This window comes from Candidatus Enterococcus wittei (genome assembly GCF_002140175.1).
Classification (GTDB): domain Bacteria; phylum Bacillota; class Bacilli; order Lactobacillales; family Enterococcaceae; genus Enterococcus_B; species Enterococcus_B wittei.
The window spans coordinates 708,422-734,474 of the sequence record NZ_NGMO01000002.1 but is presented as its reverse complement, the minus strand read 5'-3'; the positions used below and the strand labels follow the sequence as shown (position 1 = coordinate 734,474).

Here is a 26,053-nt window from a genome sequence, read left to right as displayed (position 1 = left end):
CCTTTTGGTGCGTGTCCACGTACATACGATTTTTGAACACTCCTTTTAATACAATTCATCATGTAAAATCTATTGTCAGGTATTTTATTTTGCATAACATTCTTGGCCGTCAAGAATCATCGATAGATTGAAATAAAATGGGTGACTATTGGAGTATACCCTGTGGCTCTTCTAACTATCATTTAAGAAAACATAATAATGAACTGCAATAATGATAAAAATATTCTTATAAAAAATAAAGGCCAAAAACTATTGGTTCTATAATATCTAGTGTTGGTGGAAAACAATTTTGTTTTCTACTAACACTAGATATTATAGAACCGAAATTCTTTCAATTTGAACTCACCAACACTACTTGTCGAAGAGCCTTTATATTTATGACAAAACACCTTGTAACAGTTTTATCACAGCGCTGTTAGAAGGTGCTTTTATCTTTGCAGAATGATTCTTCCTGTTACTATGTTCAGGTCAACCGTTTATACTTATTTGATGGATTCATACACACACTTATCTTGTGCATTATAAAACAACTATTGGCTAATCTCTGTAGAAAAAATAAAAAGAGTACTCTTTTTCATGTGAAATTATTTGTTTTTACATTTCTTGCAATCTTTTTAACTCTGTCTCTTTCTTTTCATAAATTTCTTCAATATTATTTTCGGATAGTGGCGTACCAAAGGGTAGGGATCTTTCTAGCATTTTTCTTTCTGGTGCATCTACCCCCACATTTACATCCTTGCTAATAGGTACACTATAGTTATGGATGTGGCCATGAAGATTACGGATCTGCTCATTGACACCAAGTAACATGGGATAGTGTGTCAGATAATATTGGTGATGATTGAATTTTACGATTGCACCCACATCATAAAAGTAAAACTTCTTGCTGCTTCCTGCTATACCTGGGTCATGCTGTTTTAAATAACGGAAAAACGCTCGGCTATCGTGGTTGCCTTTGATAAAATGGATTGTTCCCTTTAATTGTCTCACCAAAGAAAGGACTTCTGCACTGCCTTTTTCATACTGCGGGTGCATCGCTAGATCCCCTAAATGGTAGACATGATCGGTATCTTTTACGACAGCATTCCAACTATCGATCAATTGTTGATTCATCTCTATGACATCTTTGAAGATTCTCGGAGCAAAGTCATTCTTTCCTAGTAAGCGTTCATGAAAAAAATGCATATCACTGATAAAAAAATTCATGGCTCATCACCTTTCTTTTTTACTAGCGTATAGCAAATCAAAAGATCAAGCAAGGATGACTAATTTTTTCAGGCAAGTATTTTTTGACAGTCCGTTCTTATTTTTTGATTCGTTTTTGTAGTTCCACGTCATAGTTTCTTGCGGAAGGTATCAAAAATAATATCACTCCCGAAAGCACTGTTCCAACTCCTGCAATCAGAAACATTTTTTCTACCCCAATAGCATCTGCTAACGGTCCAGCAAACAGCAATCCGATAGGTCCAGGAATCGACATCAAAGAGTTGAACACCCCTAAGATACGCCCTAAAATACTAGGTTCATAGCTTTGTTGGATCATAGCCATCAACAGTGTATTGAAATAAGGTGTTGCGAGTCCTGCGAGTCCATTCAGTAAGACAAAGTAAATAAATCCTCTAGAAGTTCCCGGCAACAAACCGCTAGCACCTATCGTCATCCCAATGACTGCATAGGCAATAAAGACAAGTTGCATCCGATTTTTCCAATGACCAAATAAACCAATGATTGCTCCGCCAATCAACATCCCTACCGAATAAACCACTTCAACTAATCCGGCTTGCCCCACTGTACCGCCAAAGTAACTAATCGTCATCAGCGGATACAAACTAGCAGCTGGCATAAATAACAAGGTAAAGACTGCTCCATTGAGCATAATGTACCAAAGTCCTTTATTCTCGTATAACTTTTTTATCCCAAATTTTGTATCGGTCAATAGATGAACCGGTTCCCCTTGAGTGATCAGTTTTGGGATCGTTACGAAAATAAGTAACCCTACACCAAAAACAGCCCCCAAGACATCTAACAAAATCAACTGATTCATCGGTACAATAGCAAATAAGAACGCCCCAAGTCCAGGAGCAATAATAAAATTGGCGGATTGGACCATCGCTAGTTGTCCGTTGATCCGAGTCAATTCTTCTTCTGGGACCATCGTGGGCAAAATAGATTGGATCGTAGGCATTTGAAACGTTTGGGCGACTGAACGAACAAATAACGATACAAAGACTAACCATAATGGAAAAGTGGCTGACACCGTACCAGCAATCGAGAGGATCAAAGCAAAAATTGCGACGATGATATCCGTTACGATCAATAATCTTTTCTTATCCCAGCGATCAATCAAAGGACCAACAAAAGGACTAAGAACAACCATCGGGATCATCCCTAACAATGTGGCAAAACTTAAAATCGTGGCTGATCCGGTTTCCTGAGTCAAGTACCAAATAATGGCATATTGTACGATCATGCTCGTGATTCCTGATAAAAACTGTCCAGCTAGAAATAGATAGATATTCTTCTTCCAATGATTCTCCATAAATCCCCCATATTTTTTCATTTATTAGTATCATATCATTTCGATTATTCCTACTACCAGAAATTTTGCTTTTTTATTTTCCTTTAGAAAGAAAAATAATGGTAAACTATAGAAAAACCATTGGGGGCTAATTTATGAAGGCGATCACTTTCCAAACTACTCTGACATCTTCTGGCATGGACATTTCATTCGAAGAAGAGCAGATTCTTTTACAAATACGCAAGAAAAAAACAAAATTACTGGATAATTCCTTTTATATTTATTATGAACAAAAAAAATGTCTAGCAATCGGTAAAACTGTTGAACCTAAAACCTATGATGCGGTGATTTCAGTCCAACTTCCTTGGGATCTTGAAGCCGATTATTTTATGTATTTATTCTATACTCAAGCGATTGAGGCTGGGCTGACATTAGAAAAAGATGAAACGTTTAAAGAAAAAATCCCTGCAGAAGAAACAAAAAAATTAGCTGATCCTTTACAAAAAGTTACAACTGTTTTAACTACTTTCGGTTATCTTATCGAATCTTCCCCCATCACAAAGAAAAAACCAGCTAAAGCCCGACATCGTTGGACGAAAAAAGTCAGTGAAATTCCTTTCACTGTTGATTTTCGTGACAGCCATGCAACGCTTTACTGGATCAGTCGAAATGAGATGTTGATCAAAGCTGGCGCTACTTTGCTTCAAGAAGCACCTTTAAATAAAGATGGTTCTGTCGGTTATGCAGCAAAATATGGAGAAAAATTACGGGATGACTACAAAGAGCATATTGTCGATGGTAAAACAGTCGATGACATTATTGTAAAAAGTGTCAATGAAGCAAGCTTACTGTTGTATTTTGGTGGGACAAATAGCTGGTTAGAGATCAAAGACGAGCATGGTAAAACAATTGACGAATGGACAAAAGTAGAGTAGAAAATCACGAAAGAAGCTCTTTTTACTAAGTAATCAGACACGAAAAAAGGAAAGTATGAAGAATCACTTTCCTTTTTCTTGTCTGATTTTTATTCTTTCACTCAAAATGCTAGTATTCTAATTCTTCTATTCCACTTTTTCAAATAGACCACGACTGATCATACTATCCATCAAAAAATAAAACTTATCTTGGCTCATTTTTTGCTTAGGATCTTTAAAAATATTGATTGCTCGCAATCCATTAGCAGTAGTAATAGACATCTTGAATGTTTGGATGTCTTTTGCCACTGTGATTTTTAATTTAAAACCTTCTTTGCTTTGGGGCGTTGCATCAAGTGGACGGATCAGTTGATAATTTCCACCATTTGTTTCTACGAAGCCGTTGTCTTTCAATGTGTATCTTTTTGCATCAGGATGCAAACGATAACTGATTGGTGCGCCAAGTACTGTTGCTGTTTTTTCAAATGCCATGATTTTCACCTCAGTAAATTTAGTTTCTCTTTTATTATAAAAGTTTCTCACTTGTTTTACTAGGTTTTTCCATTCTTAGATAGCGTTCACTAAGCATTCGACAAATCGTTGCACTTCTTCTCGTGTATTCCCGTAACCGAAACTGATCCGAATCGATTCTTTTAGAATTGGCGTACCTTTTCCATACATCGCTTCGAGTACATGAGAGGGTTCGATATTCCCAGCAGTACAAGCAGAGCCAACTGAGATCGCTATTCCTTGAAGATCTAATTTCATCAGTAAGAGATCATTCACGACACCTGGGATACGCAAGTTCAATACATGCGGTAGTTTATTTGTCAGATCGCCATTGATTTGATATTCGATGTGATTTTTTTCTAAGCTTTCTAAAACCAATTGTTGGAACTCGGCATATTTTTTATTGCGTGCTGTTCTTTCTTCGACAGTTAAGATTTCGACTGCTTTAGCCATTCCACAAATACCCGCTAGATTTTCTGTGCCAGCACGACGCTTTTCTTCTTGTTCGCCCCCTAATAATAATGCAGGAATCTTCACGCCATCTCTTTTATATAAGAAACCCACACCTTTAGGACCATTGATTTTATGCGCAGAGATACTTAAAAGATCGATCCCTAGCTCTTCAGGATGAATCGTTTGATTCCCGTAAGCTTGGACAGCATCTGTATGAAAATATGCCGGATGTTCACGTAATAATTCACCGATTTCTCTAATTGGAAGCAAATTACCGATTTCGTTGTTGCCATACATAACTGATACTAAAATCGTATCTTCTCTCAATGCTGAACGAAAATCGTCAAGAGAGATATTCCCTTTTTGATCTACCGGTAAATAAGTCACTTCAAATCCCAAAGTCTCTAAATATTTCATTGTATTTAAAACAGCTGGATGTTCAATTGCTGTTGTGATCACATGTTTTCCTTCTGTCTGACGTGAAAGGGCTGTTTCTAAAATCGCAGCATTATCCCCTTCTGTCCCCCCACTATTAAAGATGATTTCGTGGGTATTGACGTTTAGACTATCTGCGATGATTTGTCTCGCTGATTCCAACTTTTCATGTGCTTTTCGTCCAAATCCATGGATACTTGAAGGATTACCAAATATTTCTTCCATGATTTGTGTCATTTCATTGATGACTAATGGATGCATCGGCGTTGTGGCTGCGTGATCTAAATAAATGTCTTCCAATTTATTCATCCCTTCCAAATAGAACTAGGCACATTCTAGCACAGAAACAAAAAAGTTACCAAAGAGAAACCGTCTTTTCGTACAGAGAACTTTTCTATAACTATCGAGCCTTTTAATGAAAGGACTCATTTTTATGCTCTTGTTATCCTATTTCTGCCTTTTTATCTACTAGTATTTACTTAACTGCTACGAGATAAACATATACAAAAAAACAGCCGAAGACTCCGTCAATAGGTTTCCTATTTTCTGGATTCTTCGGTTGATGAAGTTATTGAGTCGCTATTTGCTTTTTATTCAAAGTTTTTTTCTTCTAAGCGGAACAATGGACTCATTGGCGTGTTTTCATGGATGCGTTTGACTGCTTCACCCATTAAGTTGGAACAAGTCACGATCGTTAGTTTTTCAGGATGACGTTCTTCTGGAGTGTAAACAGAATCTGTAATACAAATATCTGCAATCGGCGCTTCATCTAATACTTGTTTTGCCGAATCTGACAGCAAACCATGGGAAGCACAGACATAAATATCTTTTGCACCATTTTCTTTCAGTACTTTTGCTGCACGAGCGAAAGTTGAACCTGTATTCAAAATATCGTCTACGAGGATACACGTTTTTCCTTTCACATCACCAATGACATAACTAGCTGCTGTGCCTTCTACTTCTTCATCAGCGTGATCAACAATGGCTAAGGTACTATTCAAATATTCAGATAAACTTCTTGCCCGTTGGACCCCACTATTCTTCGGTGAGACTACCACGATATCGTCTCCAACTAAACCAAGCTCACGATAGTAATGAGCAAATAATGGCATCGTAAATAAATTATCAACAGGAATATCAAAGAAGCCTTGCACTTGGACTGTGTGCAAGTCCAAAGTCAATACCCGTGTTGCCCCTGCTTCTTCAATCAAGTTAGCGATTAACTTAGCCGTAATTGGTTCATGAGGTTTGGCTGTTCGGTCTTGTCTGGCATATCCATAGTAAGGCAAAACAACATTAATGGTTTTTGCACTGGCACGTTTCATAGCATCGATCATAATCAATAATTCCATGTAATAGTCATTGACCGGTGCATTCGTTGATTGAACGATATAAACATGGTCCCCACGAATACTTTCTTCAATATTGATGGAGATCTCACCATCACTAAATTGTTTCACTACACTTTTCCCTAGTTCTGTTCCAAATACTTTGGCGATTTTCTCTGCTAGTGGACGGTTCCCATTCAAACTAAAGATTTTCAATGTGTCGTCCTGATACTTTTTACTCATGACATCCTCCCAAACTTCTCTATTCTTCGATAGTGTAACATATTTTCCCAAGTTTTTCTGTTAAATTCTGTCATTAATTACGGCAGAGAAACTGTACCATTCCCCCAACTTGCCGGTATCACTCTTTGGTGATTTCCCCAATTATCATGAACTTTGTAAAATCGTTCACCTGAAGACGATTCAAAGTAAGCATAAGCAGTTACCCAATGATTCCCATACGTACTACCTAGCAATTTAAGAATCCCGACCATCACAGGTTTTCCTTGCCTGATTCGCTTCGTTGCCCGTTGCCAAGATCCAAGCATCGTACTTCGAGCATTCACCTTCTGATCATAAGCATGTAAGAATGCAGTAATACCGGTACTCACTTGAAAAGGAACCGTTGGTAAACCTAGGGGTTGGATTTTTTCACGTAGTCTTTGGATCAATTCAGTTGCATCTCGAGAATTTTTTTTACGGATCGTTGAAGGAAGAATCGCCTCATTTTGATAATCTTGATAATAGCCAAGTAATACTGCAGCTGCGTAAGTCCCGCATAGATAGCCTGAGGTCGTTTGCCATTTTTTATAGGCTAGAAAACGCTGTTCCGACAATCCGATCCAACAGTCTAGCAACTCTATTTTCTTTTCTTCAATCGATGTAGCACGCATTTGGCTTTGTAACCAAGCTTGTTTCTCCCTTGGCAGTTCTGCGATATCCACTTTCCACCTACCCTCTTTTGTGAGGATTTCAGGATACGAGTGACTTGCTGGACCATATTCTATGATACTTCCTGTTTCGTCCAGTATGACATAACTTTGATCGTCAAAAACAAGGGCATATCCCACTTGGTTCTCTGGTTTTGACACGAGAGATTGCATAGCGGCTATACGATGTAATCGACCATCGATTTTCACTTCCATGATTACTTCTCTTGCGTTTTTCAGAATTGATCACCTCCCTTTTCATTATAAGGGAAACCAGATGAAAAACAAATCAGTTTGACTAATCATAAAAGACAACTGGTCAGACTAAGTTTTTTTCAATTAAGTTATCTTATAAAACATCTATAAAAATTCCAAGTAATCTTGTATCAACTAAGTAAAGCAAAAGAAATGTTCTTCCCTAACTGATCTGAGTCGATAAAATCACTCTTTTATTATTTGATTAGTTATGATCGGCAAGTTGCCATTTTCTAATCCATCCATCTCCCCCTAACGATTAACCTTCTATTTGTTTAATCGCCAATTTTATTAGATAATGGACATATGCTACAAAAAAGGAGCGATGATTCAATGAACCAAGAATATTTAAAGCAAGACTTTTATGAAGCTGTGAATGAGACATGGTTGAAAACAGCAAAAATCCCCGCCGATAAGCCAGCTACCGGTGGTTTTCAAGAGTTAGTGGATGGGATCGATAACCAATTGATGGCCGATATCGATCAGATGATAGAAAATCCTGAAACTGTGTCTTCAGAAAAAATGCGGCAATTCCTTGCATACTACCAGTTGGTTAACGATTACGATCGTCGCAACCAACTCGGGGCAAAACCATTGTTACCGGTCCTTGAACGAATTGAAAATTTACAATCGTTTTCTGAGTTGAACCAACAACTTCCAGACTGGTTCTTTGACAGTTTACCTCTACCTTTTGGGTTTGATGTAGATGCGGATATGAAGAATGCACAAATAAATGCATTTTTTGCTTCACCTCCTTCATTATTTCTACCTGATAAAACTTATTACGAAGAAAGTCATCCAAATGGGGCACAATTATTGGCTGTTTTCTTTGATATGATGGTACAACTTTTAGAAATGACAGGAAAAGAAAAAAGTCAGGCAGAGACAATCGTTGAGCACGCCGTTCAATTTGATAAATTGATTGCTCCTCATGTAAAGAGCGCAGAAGAAAATGCGGATTACAGCAAGATGTATAACCCTCAATCTTTTGATGAGTTTATTCACCATACAGAGGTAATTGATCTAGAGAATCTAACAACTGGGCTGATCGGACAAATGCCAGACAAAGTCATTGTGACAGATCCGATCTATTTTGAACATCTATCAGAGATTTTAACTCCTGCTCATTTTTCATTGTTCAAAAGTTGGATGATCGTAAAAACAGTCCGTTCTTTAAGTAGTTACCTTTCGGAAGATTTCCGTCAAATCAGTGGGATCTATTCCCGTACTCTCTCAGGTACAGAAGAAGCTATGCCTCAAAAGAAGGCTGCTTATTATTTGGCTAGTGCACAATTCGATCATGTACTGGGTGATTATTACGGCAAGAAATACTTTGGTGAGGCGGCCAAACAAGATGTGAAACAGATGGTGACCAAGATGATCCGTGTGTATCAAAAGCGCTTAGAAACCAATCAATGGCTGAGCGAGGCAACCAAAGAAAAAGCCATCACTAAATTAAATAAATTAGGCATCCAAGTTGGTTATCCAGATAATATCCCTACTCTTTTCGATCAATTCAAGACAACGTCAGCAACAGAAGGTGGCACACTTCTTTCCAATGCGTTGCAGTTTAGCAAACTGACATTGAAAGATCGTTTTAGTAAATGGAATCAACCAGTAGATCGATCAGAATGGGACATGAGTGCGGATACGGTCAATGCCTATTATCATCCATTCCGTAATATCATCGTCTTTCCAGCAGCCATTTTACAAACTCCATTTTACAGTTTAGAACAATCTAGTTCCGCTAACTTTGGAGGGATCGGAGCAGTCATTGCTCACGAGATTTCTCATGCCTTTGATAACAATGGCGCTAAGTTTGATGAATTTGGGAATCTGAATAATTGGTGGACAGATAAAGATTTTGCTCATTTCCAAGAAAAATCACAAGCGATGATCGAACAATTTGACGGAATACCATTTGCCGATGGTCATGTGAATGGAAAATTGACTGTTTCGGAGAATATTGCGGATGCAGGGGGCCTAAGCTGTGCCTTAGAAGCAGCTAAATCAGAAGAAGAATTCTCAGTAAAAGATTTCTTTATCAGTTGGGCAACGATCTGGCGAGCAAAAGCAAAAAAAGAATACCAACAGTTATTACTCCAAATCGATGTCCATGCACCTGCCAAATTGCGTGCGAATATCCAACCACAAAACTTAGCAGAATTCTATGATGCTTTTGGAATCAACACGGAAGATGCTATGTATTTAGCACCTGAAAAACGTGTGCATATCTGGTAAACTCATTAAGTAACATATAAAAAATACAACGATCAAGCAAAAAGCGTATCATGAAAGATAGGTCAGCTATTTTTCATGATACGCCTTTTTGCTACAAAATGTTTTTTTAAAATGTCAGTTTCCATTTTCCGAAGATAAAAGAAGTGAATCTTTTTTTAGGTTAGTTTTTGATGATCTCGGCACCAAGAGCGGTTTGAAAGTGTTTCAGTGCCCATTCATGTCCGATTGGATCAAAGCTGGCTACTGCATCTTCATATACAAATAATTTATATCCTAAGTTATACGCATCCACCGCAGTGTGCAATACACAAATATCTGTACATACGCCCGTCAAGTAGAGTTCAGTGATTCCTCGTTCACGCAAGCGTATATCTAAATCAGTGCCACTAAAAGCAGAGTAATGACGCTTATCGATCCAATAAACATTTGCTTGATCTTGGTACTCGTCATAGATATTTTGTAAGGCCCCATAAAGCTGACGACCTTTTGTCCCTATCACGTTATGCGCTGGAAAGAGTTTATTTTCCGGATGAAATGTGTCCTTAGGATCATGCGCATCAATCGCAAAAACAACGAACTCATTATTTTTGAGAAACGATTTTGTATACTCTATCAGTGATTTTTCAATAGCCTGACCATCTTTTCCAGTGGTCAATTTCCCTTCATTTGCAACAAAATCATACGTATAGTCAATTGAGATCAATGCTTTCATGTGTTTATCTCCTTAAATAAGATGTTTGACAAATTCGATGACCATTTCAGCTGATTTCTTCCCTGCTTCTTCAATAAACTCATCAAAGCTTTGTGTAGCAGCATGGTCCGCTGTATCACTCATTGCACGCACAATCAAGAATGGAATGTTGAACTGATGAGCCGTTTGACCGACAGCCGCCCCTTCCATTTCACAAGCTAAGGCTTCAGGAAAATGAGTCAAGATGTCTTTGATTTTATCTGGTGAATCCACGAATGTATCTCCTGTTACGATCAAGCCTTCTTTTGCATTCAAATTCGTTGCTGTTGCTGCTTTTTTCATTTCAGCCCGCAAATACTTGCTTGCTTCATAATAAAGAGGCATTCCTGGAAGTTGCCCTGGTTTATAACCAAAGCCTGTCACGTCTGCATCAAAGTAAGCAACTTTATCAGAAATCACCACATCACCTACGTTTAATCCTTCACCGATTCCTCCGGCAGACCCTGTATTGATGACCATATTCACACCATATTGTTGGATCAACAAACTTGTCGTAATGGAAGCCAGTACTTTACCTATTCCTGAACGGACAACAATGACTTCATGTCGGCCAAGGGAACCTGAGATAAATAGTGCTCCTGCTCGCTCCCATGACAAGGGTTCACTTAATTGTTCCCGTAAAATTTTAATTTCTTCTTCCATTGCGCCAATAATCCCAATTTTCATGTTTCTTCCTTCTTTCTATAAAAATGCCACTGCAAGAAAAACAATGCACAGCAATAGAATAACAATAATCAATGATTTCATCAAAAAAGAATTCCATTTTCTTATTTTTTCCCGCTCACCAGTACGTGTTTTGGTGATTGGTTTATTCTTTTTGTTTTCTCTACGATAGAAACTCGCAATCTTTTTTTCTTCTTGATGATAAGCAGCTTCGGCTTTGCGTTGCTTTTTTAGTGATTCTTGCGCTTGCTCTCGTTGCCTTTTACGAAGTTCACTACGTGTAACTAAGGGCCCTTTGACCATTCATTGCTCCCTCTACTTTCTGTTCATTAATTCCCAATATTGAATTGCATAAATCGTTTTTGCATCACAAATCACTTGATCTGCTATAGCTTGTTTTGCCTCTTCTAAAGTCAAAGCATAAAGTTCTAACACTTCGTCTTCATCTTGTGCCAAGGGATGCTCCACTCTTGTTAGATTCATCCCGTGATAAATATGAAGAAGTTCATTGGCAAATCCTGGTGAGAGATACATCGAGGTCAAATGGATCATTTTTTCTGCACGATAACCAGTTTCTTCTTCTAACTCCCTAGCTGCCGTGATTTCTGGCTGTTGTTTGTCCTGTGGATCGATCTTTCCAGCTGGTATCTCCAAGATGACTTTTTCCAATGGCTTTCTAAACTGTTTTACTAAGAGTAAACGATCTTTTTCATCAAATGCTACGATTCCCACGCCACCTTGATGGAAGACTAATTCACGTTTTGCAATATTACCGTCTGGCAAACGGACATCGTCGACTGCTACATCAATAATGGCACCTTTATAGATCTCATTGCGATGAATCGTTGTTTCTTCAAATTGGTTATATTCAAGCATCTTTTCCCCTGCTTTCTTTTGTAATATCATAACCGCTTTTTTTTATTTTTTCAATTTACTTTTGGCTTTCTTTCTCAGTTTACCACAGCCAAACCTTAGAATTTCTCTAAATCGTGAAAATCCATCTTTAGTCTGATACTAATTATCAAGGTCAGTGTGCTAAAATGAACATGTAATGGACGGATCAGCTAATGAATGAATTTACTTGGAGGGCTTTATTATGATGAAAAAAAATTGGCGCTGGATCTTAGGAATAATCTTAGTGATTCTTTTTATCAACTACAGCGATGTTTCATTTCTAACGGGAGTAGTACTAGTTGGTATCGTATTAGTAGTTTGGGGGCTTACTGGTCTTCGTAAGAAACCAAGAGATAAAACAGCATTACCAAATCTTTCCAACGAATTGGCAGCCCACTATAGTGAGCGTGGTATGAGCGCAAACGAGATCACCTTTTTTAGACAAACGATGAACCAAACAAAAAATGAAATTGAACAACTACAAGAAAATATGCAACAAACGGCAAAACTCAAAGCAATTGACTTACGTCATGAACCAGTGAAAGCAGCTAAAGGATTGTTCAAAGAATTAGTTAAAGAACCTGATCGTCTTCATGATGCTAGCCAATTCCTTTATACTCACCTACCTAATTTAGTAGATTTGACAAATAAATATATCGAAATCAACGATCACGAAATCAAAAATAAACAAACCTACCAAAAACTAGAAGAAAGTGCACAGATTATTGATCAACTTGCTTTATTAATCGCCAAAGATTATCAAAACTTTGTTGCTGAAGACCTTGAAGACATTGACGTAGAGCTTTCTGTTGCGAAACAAAGCTTAAAGCGTGATAATGGACACGAGGACGAAACAGAGTGAAATAATTCTGTCTCATAGACTCGGAACATTTGGACTTTGTCTAACTGTTTCGAGTACTTTTTCTAGCTTAGTTTATTAAGGAGGAATTTTAATGGATAATAACCCAAAGGAACCAAAACCAGTGACCCCAGTAAATGATACACTAGAAGATTTACTCAACAACCCATTTTCTACCCCTACAGATAAATTGACACAAACGCAGCAAACTGAGATCAATGCGTTACAAGAACAGCAAACAGCTGCGCGTTTGATTGATAAATTACCAGTTGAAAGACAAGAACAAGCAAAAGAACTAGCTGCAAAAATTGATGTGACCGATGCTCAATCCGTGATTAGCTACGGTTCTGCAGCCCAAACAAAATTAAGTGAGTTTTCCCAATCTATGCTTAATCATGTCCAAGCACAAGACATTGGCCCAGTTGGAGATTCTCTCACAGAGTTGATGTATCGATTGCAAGAAGCCAATCCTGACGAACTACGTGCAGGAGAAGGAAATATTTTTCAACGTGTCTTTGGCAAAGTCAAACAGTCCATTTATGAAGTAACAGCTAAATATCAAAAGATCGGGGCACAAATTGATAAGATCTCCGTCAAATTAGATAAAGAAAAAGATGGACTATTAAAAGATAATCTGATGTTAGAACAACTCTATCAAAAAAACAAAGATTATTTTGATGCACTCAATATCTATATTGCTGCTGGCGAATTAAAAATGGAAGAACTGCAAACAACGATTATCCCTCAAGCCATGAGAAAAGCGGAAGAAACTGGCGACCAAATGGATGTTCAAATTGCCAATGATTATACCCAATTCTTAGACCGATTGGACAAACGTACACATGATCTGCGGTTAGCACGCCAAATCACGATCCAACAGGCTCCACAAATCCGTTTGATCCAAAATACCAATCAAGCGTTGGCAGAAAAAATCCAAGCATCGATTTCAACAGCTATCCCTTTGTGGAAAAACCAAGTTGTGATTGCTTTGACCCTGTTACGTCAAAAAGATGCAGTAACGGCTCAACGTCAAGTGTCTGAGACAACCAATGATTTATTGAAGAAAAACTCAGAAATGCTTAAGATTTCTGCTATTGAAACAGCGAAAGAAAATGAACGTGGCATCGTCGATATCGAAACTCTTCAAACAACTCAAAATGATTTGATTGAAACCATTCAAGAAACATTGCGCATCCAAAAAGAAGGAAAAGAAAAGCGTCGTCATGCTGAAGTAGAGCTAGGACATATGGAAGAAGATTTAAAACAAAAACTACTAGATTTGACTCAATAAGCGCTTTTCTATACATGAAAAAAATGGTTCTATAATATCTAGTGTTGGTGGAAAACAATTTTGTTTTCTACTAACACTATTTTTTTGTAAAAAAAGATAGAAAAAGAGATATCCAAATTGATAGAATTAAGTCGACTAAACCAAACTCATCAAGAAAGGATATCTCCATGGACTATCATACTAAAAAATTACTCGGTTTAACAGATGAAAATATCATTTTCCCTACAAATTGGCTTTCTGAAAAGAAAGAAGGAGGCATTACCTCCTACGTGATTCATGGACGCTTAGATTACACTCCCACTTGTTGTACAAAATGTGGGGTTAAAAACGAAGGACAAGTGATTAAATATGGGACCCACCAAACCACCATTCAATTACTACCGATCCATTCACGTAAAACAATCTTAAAACTTAAAAAAACTCGATTCCTATGTAAAGGGTGTGGCGCAACTTTCTCGGCTGAAACTTCTTTAGTCGATAGAAATTGTTCGATTTCTGTCGACTTGAAACGAAAAATCATGGCAGAATTAGCGACCAACTCCAGTAGAAAAGACATTGCCTTTCGTTATTTCGTATCGGATGTCACGATTTTACGAATCATGAAAGCGGCTGTGAAGAACGTTAAAGTACGTTTGGACTACTTGCCCTCCGTTCTTTGCTTTGATGAATTTAAAGCAATGAAATCCTGTGTGGGTAAAATGAGTTTTATTTTCATGGATGGTCAAACGAATCAAATTCTTGGTCTTCTTGAAAGTCGTAAACTAGCTTATTTACGTACCTATTTCTCTCGCTATACCCGTCAAGCTAGAGAGAATGTCCAATATATCGTCATGGATATGAACGCTCCTTATTTTGAATTAGCAAAAAGTATTTTTCCCCATGCACAAATTGTCACGGATCGTTTTCATATTATCCAACATATTCACCGGGCGTTGAACCATTTACGGATTCAAATCATGAACACTTATCGTAAGAACGATCGTCTGAAGTATAAACGATTCAAACGTTACTGGAAGTTATTCCTAAAGGATTCTTATCTATTAGATAGCTCACGCTATCGCTATGATTATTCCTTTAAGCGTCCGATGACTGAAAAAGCGATCGTCGATGAATGACTCAGCTATGATTCCACATTGAAGTTGGCTTATGATACTTGTCAACTCCTTCTCTATCACTATAAACAAAAAGAGACGAATGACTTTTTCGAAGTGGTGAATACCTTAGATACCCAGCTTCCTGAGTGGTTTCGCAAGAAACTCACTTTCTTCAATAAATACAGAAAAGGAATCAAGAATGCCTTCCAAACACCCTATAGTAATGGGGCCTTGGAAGGGACAAACAATAAAATCAAGGTCATCAAACGAGTCGCTTATGGTTACCGTAATTTTCTCCATTTTCGTGACCGTATTTACTTGATTCAGGGCTTGGTTTTCCAAGATCAATCCAAAACAAAAAAGAATCAATCGAAGCGTATTTCTGCTTCGATTGATTCTCGATGAAATTCTTTCAATTTGAACTCACCAACACTACTTGTCGAAGAGCCAAAAAAATCTCCTTGCTCAAACGTTTTATGAAACGTTTGGTTAGCAAGGAGATTTTATTTCAGATAAATTATTTTTTATTTCTCAGTATTCATTTTACTATGTTTGTAACCATAGCTAAAGTAAATCACTAAACCAATCACCATTGTAATTGCAAATACGATCCATGTGACAGCCTGTAAACGCAACATCAAGACTAGACAAGATAGGATCGAAACAATCGGCAAGATAGGAACTAACGGTACTTTGAATTCCCCTTCTTTTGGTTGTCCGAACATTTTACGTAGTTTCAATAACCCTAAGCTGACAAGCATCAAATATGCTAGTGCCATAATATTGGTTAACTCAGCTAGAATATTCAATGGGAAGAACCCTGCAAATAACAGCGCTGCAAAACCTGCTGCATAAGTTGCTTTTTTAGGTGTGCGATGCTTTTTATCGATTTCTGACATAAAGTGTGGCAAAAGACCATCCTTACTTACCGCAAACAATAGACGTGCCAATGAGTACATCATGGAGATCGTCACTGTTAATAATGTTAAAATTGCCCCCACAGCGATAATTGCTCCAACTGTTCCATGTCCTACATAACGCATTGCGAATGCTACAGGATCACTTACACCTAATTCAGTATAAGGAACAATTCCCGTTAAAATCAATGTGACAATAATATATAAGACTGTCGCAATCAAAATGGAGCCGATAATCCCTCTTGGCACATCTTTTTGAGGGTTTTTCACTTCTTCTGCTGCCATTGCCACTGCATCAAAGCCTAAAAAGGCAAAGAAGACAAGTGCTGCACCATCTAACACACCTTCAAATCCAAAAGGTGTAAATGGCTGCCAATTTTCTGGTTTTACAAAAAAGATCCCTACAATAATAAATAATGCAATGATTCCAAATTTAACAAAAACCATGAAATTATTTAAACGTAACGCTTTTTTTGCTTCCAAAGAAACGATGTATGTGACAAAAACCACAACTAACACCGCAATTAAGTCGATGTATGTACCGCTTTCTGGATTATATGCTCCAGTCAAAGCTTGTGGTAACCGTACCCCTAAGCTTGCTAAAAAGCCTTGAACGTATCCAGACCAGCCTGACGAAACAGATGACACAGCCAATAAAAACTCACCAATCAATAACCAACCTGTCAACCATGCTGCAAATTCTCCAAAAACTACATATAAATAGGCATATGGTCCACCAATTACTGGCACCCGCGAAGCGAATTCTGCAAAACTTAGCCCAGATAAAATCACGACGATAGCAGCCAGTACAAACGATAGCGTTAATGCCGGACCAGCGTTTTGGTTTGCAGCCACCCCTGTTACGACAAATATCCCTGTTCCGATGATTGCGCCAATTCCTAGCATAATCAAATCGGTTGTTTTTAATTCTTTTTTCATCTCACTTTTATGATTGAGATTGATTTCCTTCTTACGAAATAAATCCATTTAGTTTCCTCCCCCCATTTTAGGGTATATAAAAAACAGCTTTACGCTGTTTTCATATACCCTAAAAGGATACCACCAAAAATAACTAAAAGGCAACCTGCAATTACATAGATAAGCTCTTTTTTTGTCTTTTTCTCGCCTAGAATAAAAATACCACCTAAAGTTGAAATAATGATACCCATTTGTGAAAGTGAAAATCCGACTGCTAAACCTAATGATTTTACCGTCAGTAGCATACAGATATTCCCCACTCCCCATAAAAGACCACATATCATATTTTTCCAAACAAACTGATCGACTTTTACTTTTCGGAAAGCGAAGAAACTAGCGCCTAAGATCATACCAATACTTTGCGGTAAAATGATGGAAATGGCATCCAAATTTGCCCAATTGACAATAATCGTGTAGGCACCGTAACCAATAGTTGAATAAATCAATGCTCTGAACCCTTTACCAAAATCAAGCATCTTATTATCTGTATCTACTTTGCCTTCATCATCTTGGCGTGCGGTTAAATACGCACCGCTTACAAGAAGGATCAATGCTAAGATACCGTATACATAATCTTTTGTTTGTGTCCATTCATGGAAAAATACGGCCCCCGCAATCGTATTCAAAATCAATTGAAAACCAGTAGATAACGGCAACCCAACTGAAACACCCATATATTTCATCCCATGAAATTGACCATTTTGACCAACACTCCATGCTAACCCAGATATAAAGCCAATGAGTGCAATCCATGGAGTAATGGTGGGACTAGCTATGAAAAAGGCTACTAATGAAAACATAAATGCCCCAATCGTCATCCCTAATGTTTGTTGATTTGCATCACCGCCAATTTTCCCACTGACTAAACCAATGCTTCCCCATGCAACCATAGGAACTAATGCTATTAAAATTTCCATATCTATTCTCCTTTATTTTCACATGGTTAAAAACTTATCAGCGAAAACGTTAACAACACAAGGGTTATTTTTAAATTCTAACGTTTTTCTAACGTTCCTCATGGTAAAAGCTCAAGATAGGAAAAAATAAAATAATCGTTGTTCCTTCTCCTTCAACGGATTCAACACTTAAAGAGATGCCTAATTTTTCAGAAAGGTTTTTTGCTAAATAAAGACCTAGTCCTGTCGAATGGGTCTTACTTACGCGCCCATTCACCCCTGTAAATCCTTTATCAAAAATTCGTCCAACATCTTCTTGAGGTATACCAATCCCTGAATCCTTTACAAAAAGTGTGACACCTTTCGCTGTTTTTTCAATCGTAAAGATAATCTGACCGTGATCTGGTGTATATTTGATTGCATTGCTGAGAATCTGTTTGAAAATAAATGCTACCCACTTGGCATCTGTTAAAACGGTTTGATCATTCCCAATCACTTCATAACGTAGATTCTTTTGGATAAAGTAATTGGCCTGGCTCCTTATTACTGGCTGAATAATACTTTTTAAGCCATATTCTTGGATCAAATAATCTCTGGAAAAACTGTCTAAGCGAGCATAATATAACACTTGTTCCACATATTCATCAATTTTCGATAGTTCATTTTCTAGCATCGTATACTTTTGGTCGTCAATATCAAACTCAATAGATCGAACAAGAAGCTGCGTTGCAGCTAATGGGACTTTTATCTCATGGACCCACGAATCGATATAGTCTTTTTGGTCTTGTTGATTCGTAATTGCTTCTTGCATCACTTCTTGATGTTCACGAATCAACTGATTGATGTAGGCTTCTACAAGCTTTTCTTCTTCAGTATGGCCACCATCTAAATAATTTTGCAAGGGCGACGTTTTTTGTAGATTGGCAAGCTTTCCCCACCATCTACGTTTAGTCAAATATCCAACAAATAGGAAGAAAGCTAAAAAAACTCCTTCAATCAAGGTTAAATAACCGATTGTTGCCCAATCAACACCAATATGTGGTGTGAGCCACATCACAAAAATAGTCAACAAGACAAAAAATAACCAGCCGAGAATCAAAGACCACTGATCTTTTAAATAGTTGAAGTAACTCATCTTGATTTTTCTTCCTTTCAGGGAACGATATATCCTTGACCTACTTTTGTTTCAATATAACCGTTGATACCAGCTTGTTCAATTTTACGTCGTAAACGATTGATATTGACTGTTAAAGTATTATCATCCACGAATCGTTCATCATCCCACAATGCGCGTAACAGTTTTTCACGACTCAAGATTTTCCCGTGTTGCTTCATTAAAATAAACAACAGTCGATATTCATTTTTACTCAAATCGATCATTTCGCCTTTGATTTCCATGCTTCCGTTGTCCACATTAAGCGTGATCCCATTGTGTGTCATCATCTCACTAGATAATTCACCATAGTTATAAGAACGTCGTAGTAATGCATTGATTTTGGCAATCAGTACATCGATTTGAAAAGGCTTCGTGACAAAATCATCGGCGCCCATATTCATTGCCATGATCATATCCATGTTCGTATTTCGACTTGAAATAAAAATAATCGGTACCTTTGAGACTTCACGTATCTTTTGACACCAATAATAGCCATCAAAAACTGGTAGATTGATATCTAGTAACACTAACTGTGGCTCCTCTTTTTCAAAATCTTCAAAAACTTGGTTGAAGTTCGTGGTACCGTAAGTTTCAAACTGCCATTTTTCTAATTCTTCCATAATGAGTTGACGGATGATTTCTTCATCTTCAACTACCATAATTTTTGCCATGTGTCTCCCTCCGATACTTATCTTGCCTATAACAATATCAAAGAAGAAGATTTCCTACAAGCAAGGTTATAGAAATAGCTGTTATTTTGAACTAAAAATCTCAATCAATTGTTTTTTTAGAATGAATCAAATCCATAGAAATACCAATTTATTTCTTTTTTACTTTTATTTTAAAGTTATCTTAAGTTACTTATTTTTCTAATCAAAATAATCTTTTTTTAATATTTCCTTATAAATGTGAACTTTCAATACTTCTTTAAAATTGAAATAACTCTGTGGATTTTCTTCACTCATTTTTTATACCCTAATATAAATGCTATTTTATCAATCTTCAAAAAGATAGAGAGCGTATCTTTTGAATTTTTAACCTAAACGTATAACAATAGTAATGTATTAAAAATTGATTAGGAGGAGATTTGATGTTTAGACACCAAAAGGAATTACAGTTTGAGGCAAAACCAGATCGTCCAAATCCGTTAATTGCTAAATATTTACAAGAGTTAATCGGCGGACAGTACGGAGAAATGAGCGTAGCTATGCAATACCTTTTCCAAGGCTGGAGTTGTCGTGGAGAAGAAAAATATAAAGATATGTTGATGGACATCGCCACAGAAGAACTTGGCCATGTGGAAATGTTAGCCACAATGGTTGCACGTTTATTAGAAGATGCCCCTGTTGAAGATCAAGAAGCAGCAATGAAAAAAGATCCTACAATCGGCGCAATCATTTCTGGTATGAATCCACAACACGCAATCGTTGCAGGCTTAGGACCTCGTCCAGCTGATAGCGTAGGTAATCCTTGGAGTGGTGGATATATTGTCGCTAGTGGCAACATGCTGGCAGATTTCCGTGCGAACCTAAACGCTGAATCTCAAGGAAGACTTCAAGTGGCACGAATCTACGAAATGATCGATGACCGTGGTGTGAAAGATTTACTTTCTGTTCTCTTAGCAAGAGATAGCTACCATCAAAATCTATGGGCAGCTGCTGTCAAAGAATTGGAAGAAAAAGAAGGTACAATCCTTGTTCCTAGCACTTTCCCAAGAGAAAATGAACGTAAAGATATCGCCTATGATTTCTATAATTTCTCAGAAGGCGATGAAAGCAGCAAAGGAATTTGGGCAAGCGGAGAAGCTCTAGATGGTGAAGGCGAATACCAATGGTTGAAAGAACCAAAAATTGAAGGCGCAGCACCAAAATTAAAACCAGTCACTCCTAAAATGTACGGTACACCACCAACAAAATAATTTAGCCTTTGAATAAATAGAGGCTGGAACAGAAGTGGTTAACTCCAAGAAATAAGAAGGAATTCACGAAAATTACTTTTCAAATTTTTGTGAATTCCAGCTTATTATCGAAGTAGTTGCTTCTGATTCCGCCGTTTATACGTATTCAGAGCGTGAAACAAGAGTAAACAATACTTTTGTTTCACGCTCTTTGAAATAAGCCGAAGACTTCGAAAAAACAAACAATTTTCGAAACTTACGGCTTATTTATTTTACAGAATTCCTCATAATAAAGATTCCTTTTATTCACATGTATCTATTATTTACACCCTATGAAAAACAACATTTCATATCATATTTTTTGATTCACTTATTCAAATACAAGAATGCCATCCTCCACTATTTTCCCGAAAAACAGAAAGATTGTACTTGTAAACAATAATGTCATATTCACGCCAAAATAAATGGCGATTTTCTCTAAATAATTTTTGATTTCATTGATTTTAAGATACATATAAACCAAAAAATTCACCCCATAAACCAATACAGTCAAAAAAATAACCATATAAGTAACCATTTTTAATCTCCTTTATCAAGGTTGTGAGAGAAGGGTCCTGACCTGAGCAGTAAGGCAGAAAATCGTAAAATAGCTCCTCATATTTTTCGATTTTTTAACTTAGTGCCGAAGGTCACCTTCTCGAACACCGTTGAACACGGGTATCTGTCTTTAATCCAGCCTCTACAAATAGCGCTTTCATTACCGATTGAATCGCTCTTTCTATTCTCTCATTCTTTCCAGTTTTTCAGAAAATATTTGTGCTGCTTCTTCTGAGCGACAAATAATAATAAACGTATCAAATCCGGCAATCGTCGCAACAACTTCCGGGTAGCTCACTTCATCCAACCAGTTAGTTACCACATCTGCTCCATCTTTTTCTGTTAACACCACGATCATAAATTGGACGGTTTGAATTCGTAATACTTCTCGTTTTACAGCATTACGCAAACGGTCTTCCATGAGGGAATCTGCTTGTTGACTGAATAATGCATACCGAGTTTTTTTCTGTTCGTCTTGGATCTTGACAAGTTTCAGCTCGCGAATATCTCTCGAAATCGTTGCTTGAGTTGCATTTACACCATTTTCCTGTAAATACTTCAACAATTCTTCTTGTGTACTGATTGCATGCTCGGTGATCAAATGGCGAATCAATGATTGTCGCTGGCTTTTTTTCATACAAAACACCTCTTCTAAACGATTATATCAAAAAAGAAAAACCTATCCTACTTTTTTCCATTGACCATTTTCTTACCTGTTCTCTTTTAATCACGTGCGATTTTCACACGCAAGATTGTTTTCAAATTTTCTGGCTTAGACCTTCTAGGATCACTCATATAAATTTCTTTATGTTCTTTCGAAAGCCGATGATACCCTTTTTCTTTTAAAAATAATTCTAGCTTCTCAAAAGTTTCTGGTTCATCATCATATGCGCCAATATGTACTACTTGAGCAACTAGCCCCTCGTCAATACATTTAAATCTGATTTGGTCTGCCAAATCTTCAGGGAGTTTCTTCCCAACACGTCTCAACGCTTCATCGGCTATTTCTTTTGTCACAAAGGCAGGTTGTTTGATCATTAGTCGATAAGCAAAATGCTCTTTTAACATCACTTTCTCAGTTAAATATTTTTTTTGTAAGCTCCATAGTCCTTCTAATGGATAGACCGTATAAGGAACATAATCAGGGATTAACCACTGTTTTTTGGGAGACATGCGTATCGTATAACTGATTGCATACAAACAAGCCACTCTACGCTGGAAATCTTCCTTGTTTGGATCACCCACTCCATCAATACAAAAATAATTTTGTGCAGGAAGTTCAAGTATCTGCGGTTGTTTTTTTAAACTAAATCCAGGTTCACTTTTTTTCCAATCGATTTTTTCCATAAAGGAATCGCCTCCATTCTCATCATCTACTATCATAACTCTTTTACAATGTCTTGGCTAATCTGGTTGACACTTTTTTTAAAACTATGCTAGAATAAGCCCGAACAACAAATCGTACAGATAACACGTTTAGACGTGTCGAGAGAGAGGCGATTTCTATTTTATATAGAAATCTCTCTCTTTTTTTACGAAAATTTTTGAGGTGAAAGTTATGACAAAACAAAAACTACTTTTAGTTCCAGCCGTTATTGCGACAGGAATGATGTCTTTTGCGGGTGTCTTGATTGAGACAGCAATGAACGTCACATTTCCTACGCTGATCCGGCAATTCGATATCAGTACTTCTCAAGTACAATGGGTCACTACGATTTATCTTTTGATGATTTCGATTATCGTTCCACTATCTACTTATTTAACACGAAATTTTAGTATCCGCACACTTTTCTTAGTCTCTAATCTGCTCTTTTTAGCAGGACTTTTAGTAGACTACTTTTCTCCAAGTTTTTTGATTTTATTATTGGGAAGATTATTACAAGGAGCTGCGACAGGCATCGCATTACCTCTCATGTTCCATATCATTTTGACCTTTGCCCCGATGAATCGTAGAGGTACAATGATGGGGCTAGGTACCCTAACAACGGCTATTGCACCTGCTATTGGTCCTACGTATGGTGGTATTTTGACTTCTAATTTTTCTTGGAATCATATTTTCTTATTTTTGATACCAGTTCTGATCTTGTCACTCATCATTGGATTGATCGCTATTCCTCAAATAGCAGTAGAAAAAACTGGGCATTTAGATATGTTGAGCGTATTTGGCCTCTGTTTATTATTTAGCGGCAGTTTGACTTTTCTGAGCATGCTGCATCATTGGATAGGTTGGGTTTCACTTGTGATCGCCCTAATTGGTGCCATCCTTTTTTATCGACAAACCAAACGATCGGCCTATCCGTTGATTCGCCTAGATATCTTTACCAATCGGAGTTTTCGCTTATTTTTATTTGGCTTTTTAGTTTTTCAATTTTTACTACTTGGTGTTTCCTTTGTTCTTCCTAATTTTGTCCAAATCGTTCAAGGGAATAGTCCTTTTATTGCTGGACTAGCCATGTTGCCAGGAGCTGCGATTGGAGCCTTACTCTCTCCTTTTTCTGGCAAACTATTAGATGAATACGGTCCTAAGAAACCGATATTTGCTGGATTACTCTTTTCTCTAGTTGGCTGGGCTGCACTTGTCTTGTTACTTGGTCATGTGTCTTTAGGTTTATTGGTTGCTTGCCATGTCTTTTATATGATTGGGATTGGCTTATCTTACAGCAACATGATGACTACTGGGATGAATGCGTTAAGCAAAGACATGCAAGTAGATGGGAATGCTGTCTTCAATACCTTACAGCAATTTTCAGGTGCTGTCGCAACAACACTCGTTGCTGTCATCATCAATTTTGTCCAAGATAATACAACTCAAACGTATCAAGAAGCAACGACCTTAGGTTCAAAATTAGCCCTGGGTGTCTTACTTTTCTTGCTGATTATCAGCTTCATTCAATTTATTCGATATATGAAACAAACATCATAAAACCGCATATCCAACTAAACTATGCATCCTAGAAGTCGTGAAGAAGTATCCTGCCTGTTTATCGGTATAAAATACTTCATCACGACTTTTTTATATTGGATAGCCTTATGAACCTGTCCTACGATTGCCTTTACACCAATCGTGACCTCCCCTTTTCATTCTCCTCTTATTGATGATTCCTCTATAAAATTAGAGTTGTTTCTTAGACATTTTTGTGAGAAGGTAGACAATAAAGGAGGCTGTTTTATGGAAAAAATTGCGGTTATCGGTGGTGGGATCATCGGTATGACTTTAGCCAGTTATCTAGATACAGCAAAATTCGAAGTGACCTTATTTGATGATGGAACTGGGCAAGCGACAAAAGCAAGTGCAGGGATCATCTCCCCTTGGCTCTCAAAAAGAAGAAATAAACAATGGTATCAACTTGCCAAAGATGGCGCTGCTTTTTTCCCTAAATTAATTCAAGATTTTTCATTAGATTCTTCGATTTATGCACAATCCGGAACATTATTATTTCGAGATCAAGAAGCTTTACAAGACTTAGCCCTACTTGCGGAATTAAGAAAAGAAGAAGCTCCAGAAATCGGTGATATCGAATTATTGTCTGCAGAAAAAACGGCTAGTTTATTACCTCTATTGAAGCCTTCACCAGCTTTATGGGTGAGTGGTGGAGGCCGACTTGATGGAAAAGCTTATTTGACCCATCTAGCTAAGCATTTAACTACTAAATCAATCAATATGATCAAAGAACCAGTACAATTGGGACAAGAAAATGATTATTGGTATGTTCAAGGTAACTTTGGTCGTACGCATTTTGATCGTATTCTACTTGCACCAGGACCAGCTTTAAAGCCATTATTAGAGAAAAACGGGTTTCAAGTAGATATTCGTCCGCAAAAAGGCCAATTGATTGTATTCAAAACACCCTATACCAACAGTCAAAAGTGGCCAGTAGCCATGCTAGAGGGAGAAGCAGATTTTATTCCTTTTAATGATGGAACGATTCTCCTTGGTGCTACACACGAAAATGATGGTGGCTGGGATTTGCATCCGACTACTTCCGCATATCAACAATTAATCCAAAGTACTAAACCATTTTTAGCTGAACCTGACCAACTATTGACTTGGAGTAGTCAAATGCGCGTAGGAACTCGTGCTTATACTTCTGATTTTGCACCTTTTTTTGGTCCCCTACCGAATGAGCCACGCTTGATCGCAGCGAGTGGCCTAGGTTCTTCAGGCTTGACGACAGGCCCATACATTGGCTATCTCTTAGCTGAATATATGAACACTGGTCAATGGAAAGGAGACCGCTATCAAAAAAATATCGAAACTTATATTACCGATAGCTTTTGAAATTAAGAAAACAAAACCAAGGAGACTATAGGAATAGGCCCCTTGGTTTTAACCGTTACCAGTGTTTTTTAGGTGTATATTGATTTATCCACTGTGCCAAATGACACTAAATTTTTTAGGTTCTTTGTCAAACACACATGAATTCGCAAACTCATTCACCCTGAAGAATGAAAGGTAAGATTGTAGTACAATTATAGA

24 protein-coding genes and 1 pseudogene are annotated in these 26,053 nt (G+C 37.4%); 8 read left to right on the top strand and 17 right to left on the bottom strand.

Features of this window, described 5'->3' with window-relative positions:
* Positions 1–594: 594 nt before the first annotated feature.
* A complete protein-coding gene (locus A5844_RS07545) occupies positions 595–1,206 on the bottom strand; it encodes a metallophosphoesterase family protein (RefSeq protein WP_086284588.1) in 612 nt (203 codons plus the stop codon).
* 97 nt (positions 1,207–1,303) lie between these two features.
* The gene (locus tag A5844_RS07540) at positions 1,304–2,539 is read right to left on the bottom strand and encodes an MFS transporter (protein WP_086284587.1); all 1,236 of its coding nucleotides are present in this window, start codon (positions 2,537–2,539) and stop codon (positions 1,304–1,306) included.
* A gap of 134 nt (positions 2,540–2,673) precedes the next feature.
* On the opposite strand from A5844_RS07540, the gene A5844_RS07535 reads away from it, so the two are divergent.
* A complete protein-coding gene (locus A5844_RS07535) occupies positions 2,674–3,453 on the top strand; it encodes a hypothetical protein (RefSeq protein ID WP_086284586.1) in 780 nt (259 codons plus the stop codon).
* 126 nt (positions 3,454–3,579) lie between these two features.
* Here the strand turns inward: A5844_RS07535 and A5844_RS07530 are convergent, their stop codons facing one another.
* The 4 genes from A5844_RS07530 to A5844_RS07515 all read right to left on the bottom strand — a co-directional run bounded on the left by A5844_RS07530 (position 3,580) and on the right by A5844_RS07515 (position 7,303).
* Positions 3,580–3,924: a DUF1831 domain-containing protein gene (locus A5844_RS07530; protein ID WP_086284585.1), complete on the bottom strand. Its 345-nt coding sequence runs from the start codon at positions 3,922–3,924 to the stop codon at positions 3,580–3,582.
* 75 nt (positions 3,925–3,999) lie between these two features.
* The gene (locus tag A5844_RS07525; RefSeq protein ID WP_086284584.1) at positions 4,000–5,130 is read right to left on the bottom strand and encodes a cysteine desulfurase family protein; all 1,131 of its coding nucleotides are present in this window, start codon (positions 5,128–5,130) and stop codon (positions 4,000–4,002) included.
* A gap of 290 nt (positions 5,131–5,420) precedes the next feature.
* Positions 5,421–6,401: a ribose-phosphate diphosphokinase gene (locus A5844_RS07520; RefSeq protein ID WP_086284583.1), complete on the bottom strand. Its 981-nt coding sequence runs from the start codon at positions 6,399–6,401 to the stop codon at positions 5,421–5,423.
* A 77-nt stretch (positions 6,402–6,478) separates the two neighbouring features.
* Positions 6,479–7,303 (bottom strand): dihydrolipoamide dehydrogenase, encoded by an 825-nt coding sequence (locus A5844_RS07515; protein WP_179190558.1) that lies wholly within the window; start codon positions 7,301–7,303, stop codon positions 6,479–6,481.
* Between the two features lie 372 nt (positions 7,304–7,675).
* Between A5844_RS07515 and A5844_RS07510 the strand changes: the two genes are divergently transcribed.
* A complete protein-coding gene (locus tag A5844_RS07510) occupies positions 7,676–9,583 on the top strand; it encodes a M13 family metallopeptidase (RefSeq protein WP_086284582.1) in 1,908 nt (635 codons plus the stop codon).
* Positions 9,584–9,743: 160 nt separating this feature from the next.
* On the opposite strand, the gene A5844_RS07505 is transcribed toward A5844_RS07510, so the two are convergent.
* From A5844_RS07505 to A5844_RS07490, 4 genes are read right to left on the bottom strand one after another with little or no spacing between them, the layout of a single operon-like run.
* Positions 9,744–10,295: a cysteine hydrolase family protein gene (locus A5844_RS07505; RefSeq protein ID WP_086284581.1), complete on the bottom strand. Its 552-nt coding sequence runs from the start codon at positions 10,293–10,295 to the stop codon at positions 9,744–9,746.
* Between the two features lie 12 nt (positions 10,296–10,307).
* Positions 10,308–11,000 (bottom strand): 5'-methylthioadenosine/adenosylhomocysteine nucleosidase, encoded by a 693-nt coding sequence (locus A5844_RS07500; protein ID WP_086284580.1) that lies wholly within the window; start codon positions 10,998–11,000, stop codon positions 10,308–10,310.
* Positions 11,001–11,015: 15 nt separating this feature from the next.
* The gene (macP, locus tag A5844_RS07495) at positions 11,016–11,300 is read right to left on the bottom strand and encodes a cell wall synthase accessory phosphoprotein MacP (protein WP_086284579.1); all 285 of its coding nucleotides are present in this window, start codon (positions 11,298–11,300) and stop codon (positions 11,016–11,018) included.
* Between the two features lie 12 nt (positions 11,301–11,312).
* On the bottom strand, positions 11,313–11,873 hold the full coding sequence (locus A5844_RS07490) for an NUDIX hydrolase (protein ID WP_086284578.1): 561 nt from the start codon (positions 11,871–11,873) through the stop codon (positions 11,313–11,315).
* Positions 11,874–12,093: 220 nt separating this feature from the next.
* Here A5844_RS07490 and A5844_RS07485 point away from each other — a divergent pair, with 220 nt between their 5' ends.
* The 3 genes and pseudogenes from A5844_RS07485 to A5844_RS07475 all read left to right on the top strand — a co-directional run bounded on the left by A5844_RS07485 (position 12,094) and on the right by A5844_RS07475 (position 15,540).
* Complete coding sequence (locus A5844_RS07485) at positions 12,094–12,753, top strand: 5-bromo-4-chloroindolyl phosphate hydrolysis family protein (protein WP_086284577.1); 660 nt, start codon at positions 12,094–12,096, stop codon at positions 12,751–12,753.
* A gap of 91 nt (positions 12,754–12,844) precedes the next feature.
* A complete protein-coding gene (locus tag A5844_RS07480; protein WP_086284576.1) occupies positions 12,845–14,041 on the top strand; it encodes a toxic anion resistance protein in 1,197 nt (398 codons plus the stop codon).
* A gap of 167 nt (positions 14,042–14,208) precedes the next feature.
* A pseudogene (locus A5844_RS07475) lies at positions 14,209–15,540 on the top strand (ISL3 family transposase).
* 119 nt (positions 15,541–15,659) lie between these two features.
* Here A5844_RS07475 and A5844_RS07470 read toward each other — a convergent pair.
* From A5844_RS07470 to sapR, 4 genes are all read right to left on the bottom strand, one after another.
* On the bottom strand, positions 15,660–17,039 hold the full coding sequence (locus A5844_RS07470; RefSeq protein ID WP_086284575.1) for an APC family permease: 1,380 nt from the start codon (positions 17,037–17,039) through the stop codon (positions 15,660–15,662).
* A 41-nt stretch (positions 17,040–17,080) separates the two neighbouring features.
* On the bottom strand, positions 17,081–17,947 hold the full coding sequence (locus tag A5844_RS07465) for a GRP family sugar transporter (protein ID WP_086284574.1): 867 nt from the start codon (positions 17,945–17,947) through the stop codon (positions 17,081–17,083).
* Positions 17,948–18,035: 88 nt separating this feature from the next.
* The gene (sapS, locus tag A5844_RS07460) at positions 18,036–19,061 is read right to left on the bottom strand and encodes a two-component system sensor histidine kinase SapS (RefSeq protein ID WP_086284573.1); all 1,026 of its coding nucleotides are present in this window, start codon (positions 19,059–19,061) and stop codon (positions 18,036–18,038) included.
* A gap of 17 nt (positions 19,062–19,078) precedes the next feature.
* A complete protein-coding gene (sapR, locus tag A5844_RS07455) occupies positions 19,079–19,753 on the bottom strand; it encodes a two-component system response regulator SapR (RefSeq protein WP_086284572.1) in 675 nt (224 codons plus the stop codon).
* A 419-nt stretch (positions 19,754–20,172) separates the two neighbouring features.
* Between sapR and A5844_RS07450 the strand changes: the two genes are divergently transcribed.
* Positions 20,173–21,000 carry a manganese catalase gene (locus A5844_RS07450; RefSeq protein ID WP_086284571.1) on the top strand — a complete coding sequence of 276 codons (828 nt, stop codon included), beginning with the start codon at positions 20,173–20,175 and terminating at the stop codon, positions 20,998–21,000.
* Positions 21,001–21,349: 349 nt separating this feature from the next.
* Here A5844_RS07450 and A5844_RS07445 read toward each other — a convergent pair whose 3' ends face one another.
* The 3 genes from A5844_RS07445 to A5844_RS07435 all read right to left on the bottom strand — a co-directional run bounded on the left by A5844_RS07445 (position 21,350) and on the right by A5844_RS07435 (position 22,923).
* On the bottom strand, positions 21,350–21,556 hold the full coding sequence (locus A5844_RS07445) for a hypothetical protein (RefSeq protein ID WP_086284570.1): 207 nt from the start codon (positions 21,554–21,556) through the stop codon (positions 21,350–21,352).
* 201 nt (positions 21,557–21,757) lie between these two features.
* Positions 21,758–22,213, bottom strand: coding sequence for an arginine repressor (gene argR, locus A5844_RS07440; RefSeq protein WP_086284569.1), 456 nt, complete (start codon positions 22,211–22,213; stop codon positions 21,758–21,760).
* A gap of 86 nt (positions 22,214–22,299) precedes the next feature.
* Positions 22,300–22,923, bottom strand: a complete 624-nt coding sequence (locus tag A5844_RS07435) for a GyrI-like domain-containing protein (RefSeq protein WP_086284568.1) — start codon at positions 22,921–22,923, stop codon at positions 22,300–22,302.
* Positions 22,924–23,134: 211 nt separating this feature from the next.
* On the opposite strand from A5844_RS07435, the gene A5844_RS07430 reads away from it, so the two are divergent.
* Both A5844_RS07430 and A5844_RS07425 read left to right on the top strand, forming a co-directional pair.
* Complete coding sequence (locus A5844_RS07430; RefSeq protein ID WP_086284567.1) at positions 23,135–24,499, top strand: MFS transporter; 1,365 nt, start codon at positions 23,135–23,137, stop codon at positions 24,497–24,499.
* 246 nt (positions 24,500–24,745) lie between these two features.
* Positions 24,746–25,855, top strand: coding sequence for an NAD(P)/FAD-dependent oxidoreductase (locus A5844_RS07425; RefSeq protein WP_086284566.1), 1,110 nt, complete (start codon positions 24,746–24,748; stop codon positions 25,853–25,855).
* Positions 25,856–26,053: the final 198 nt, after the last annotated feature.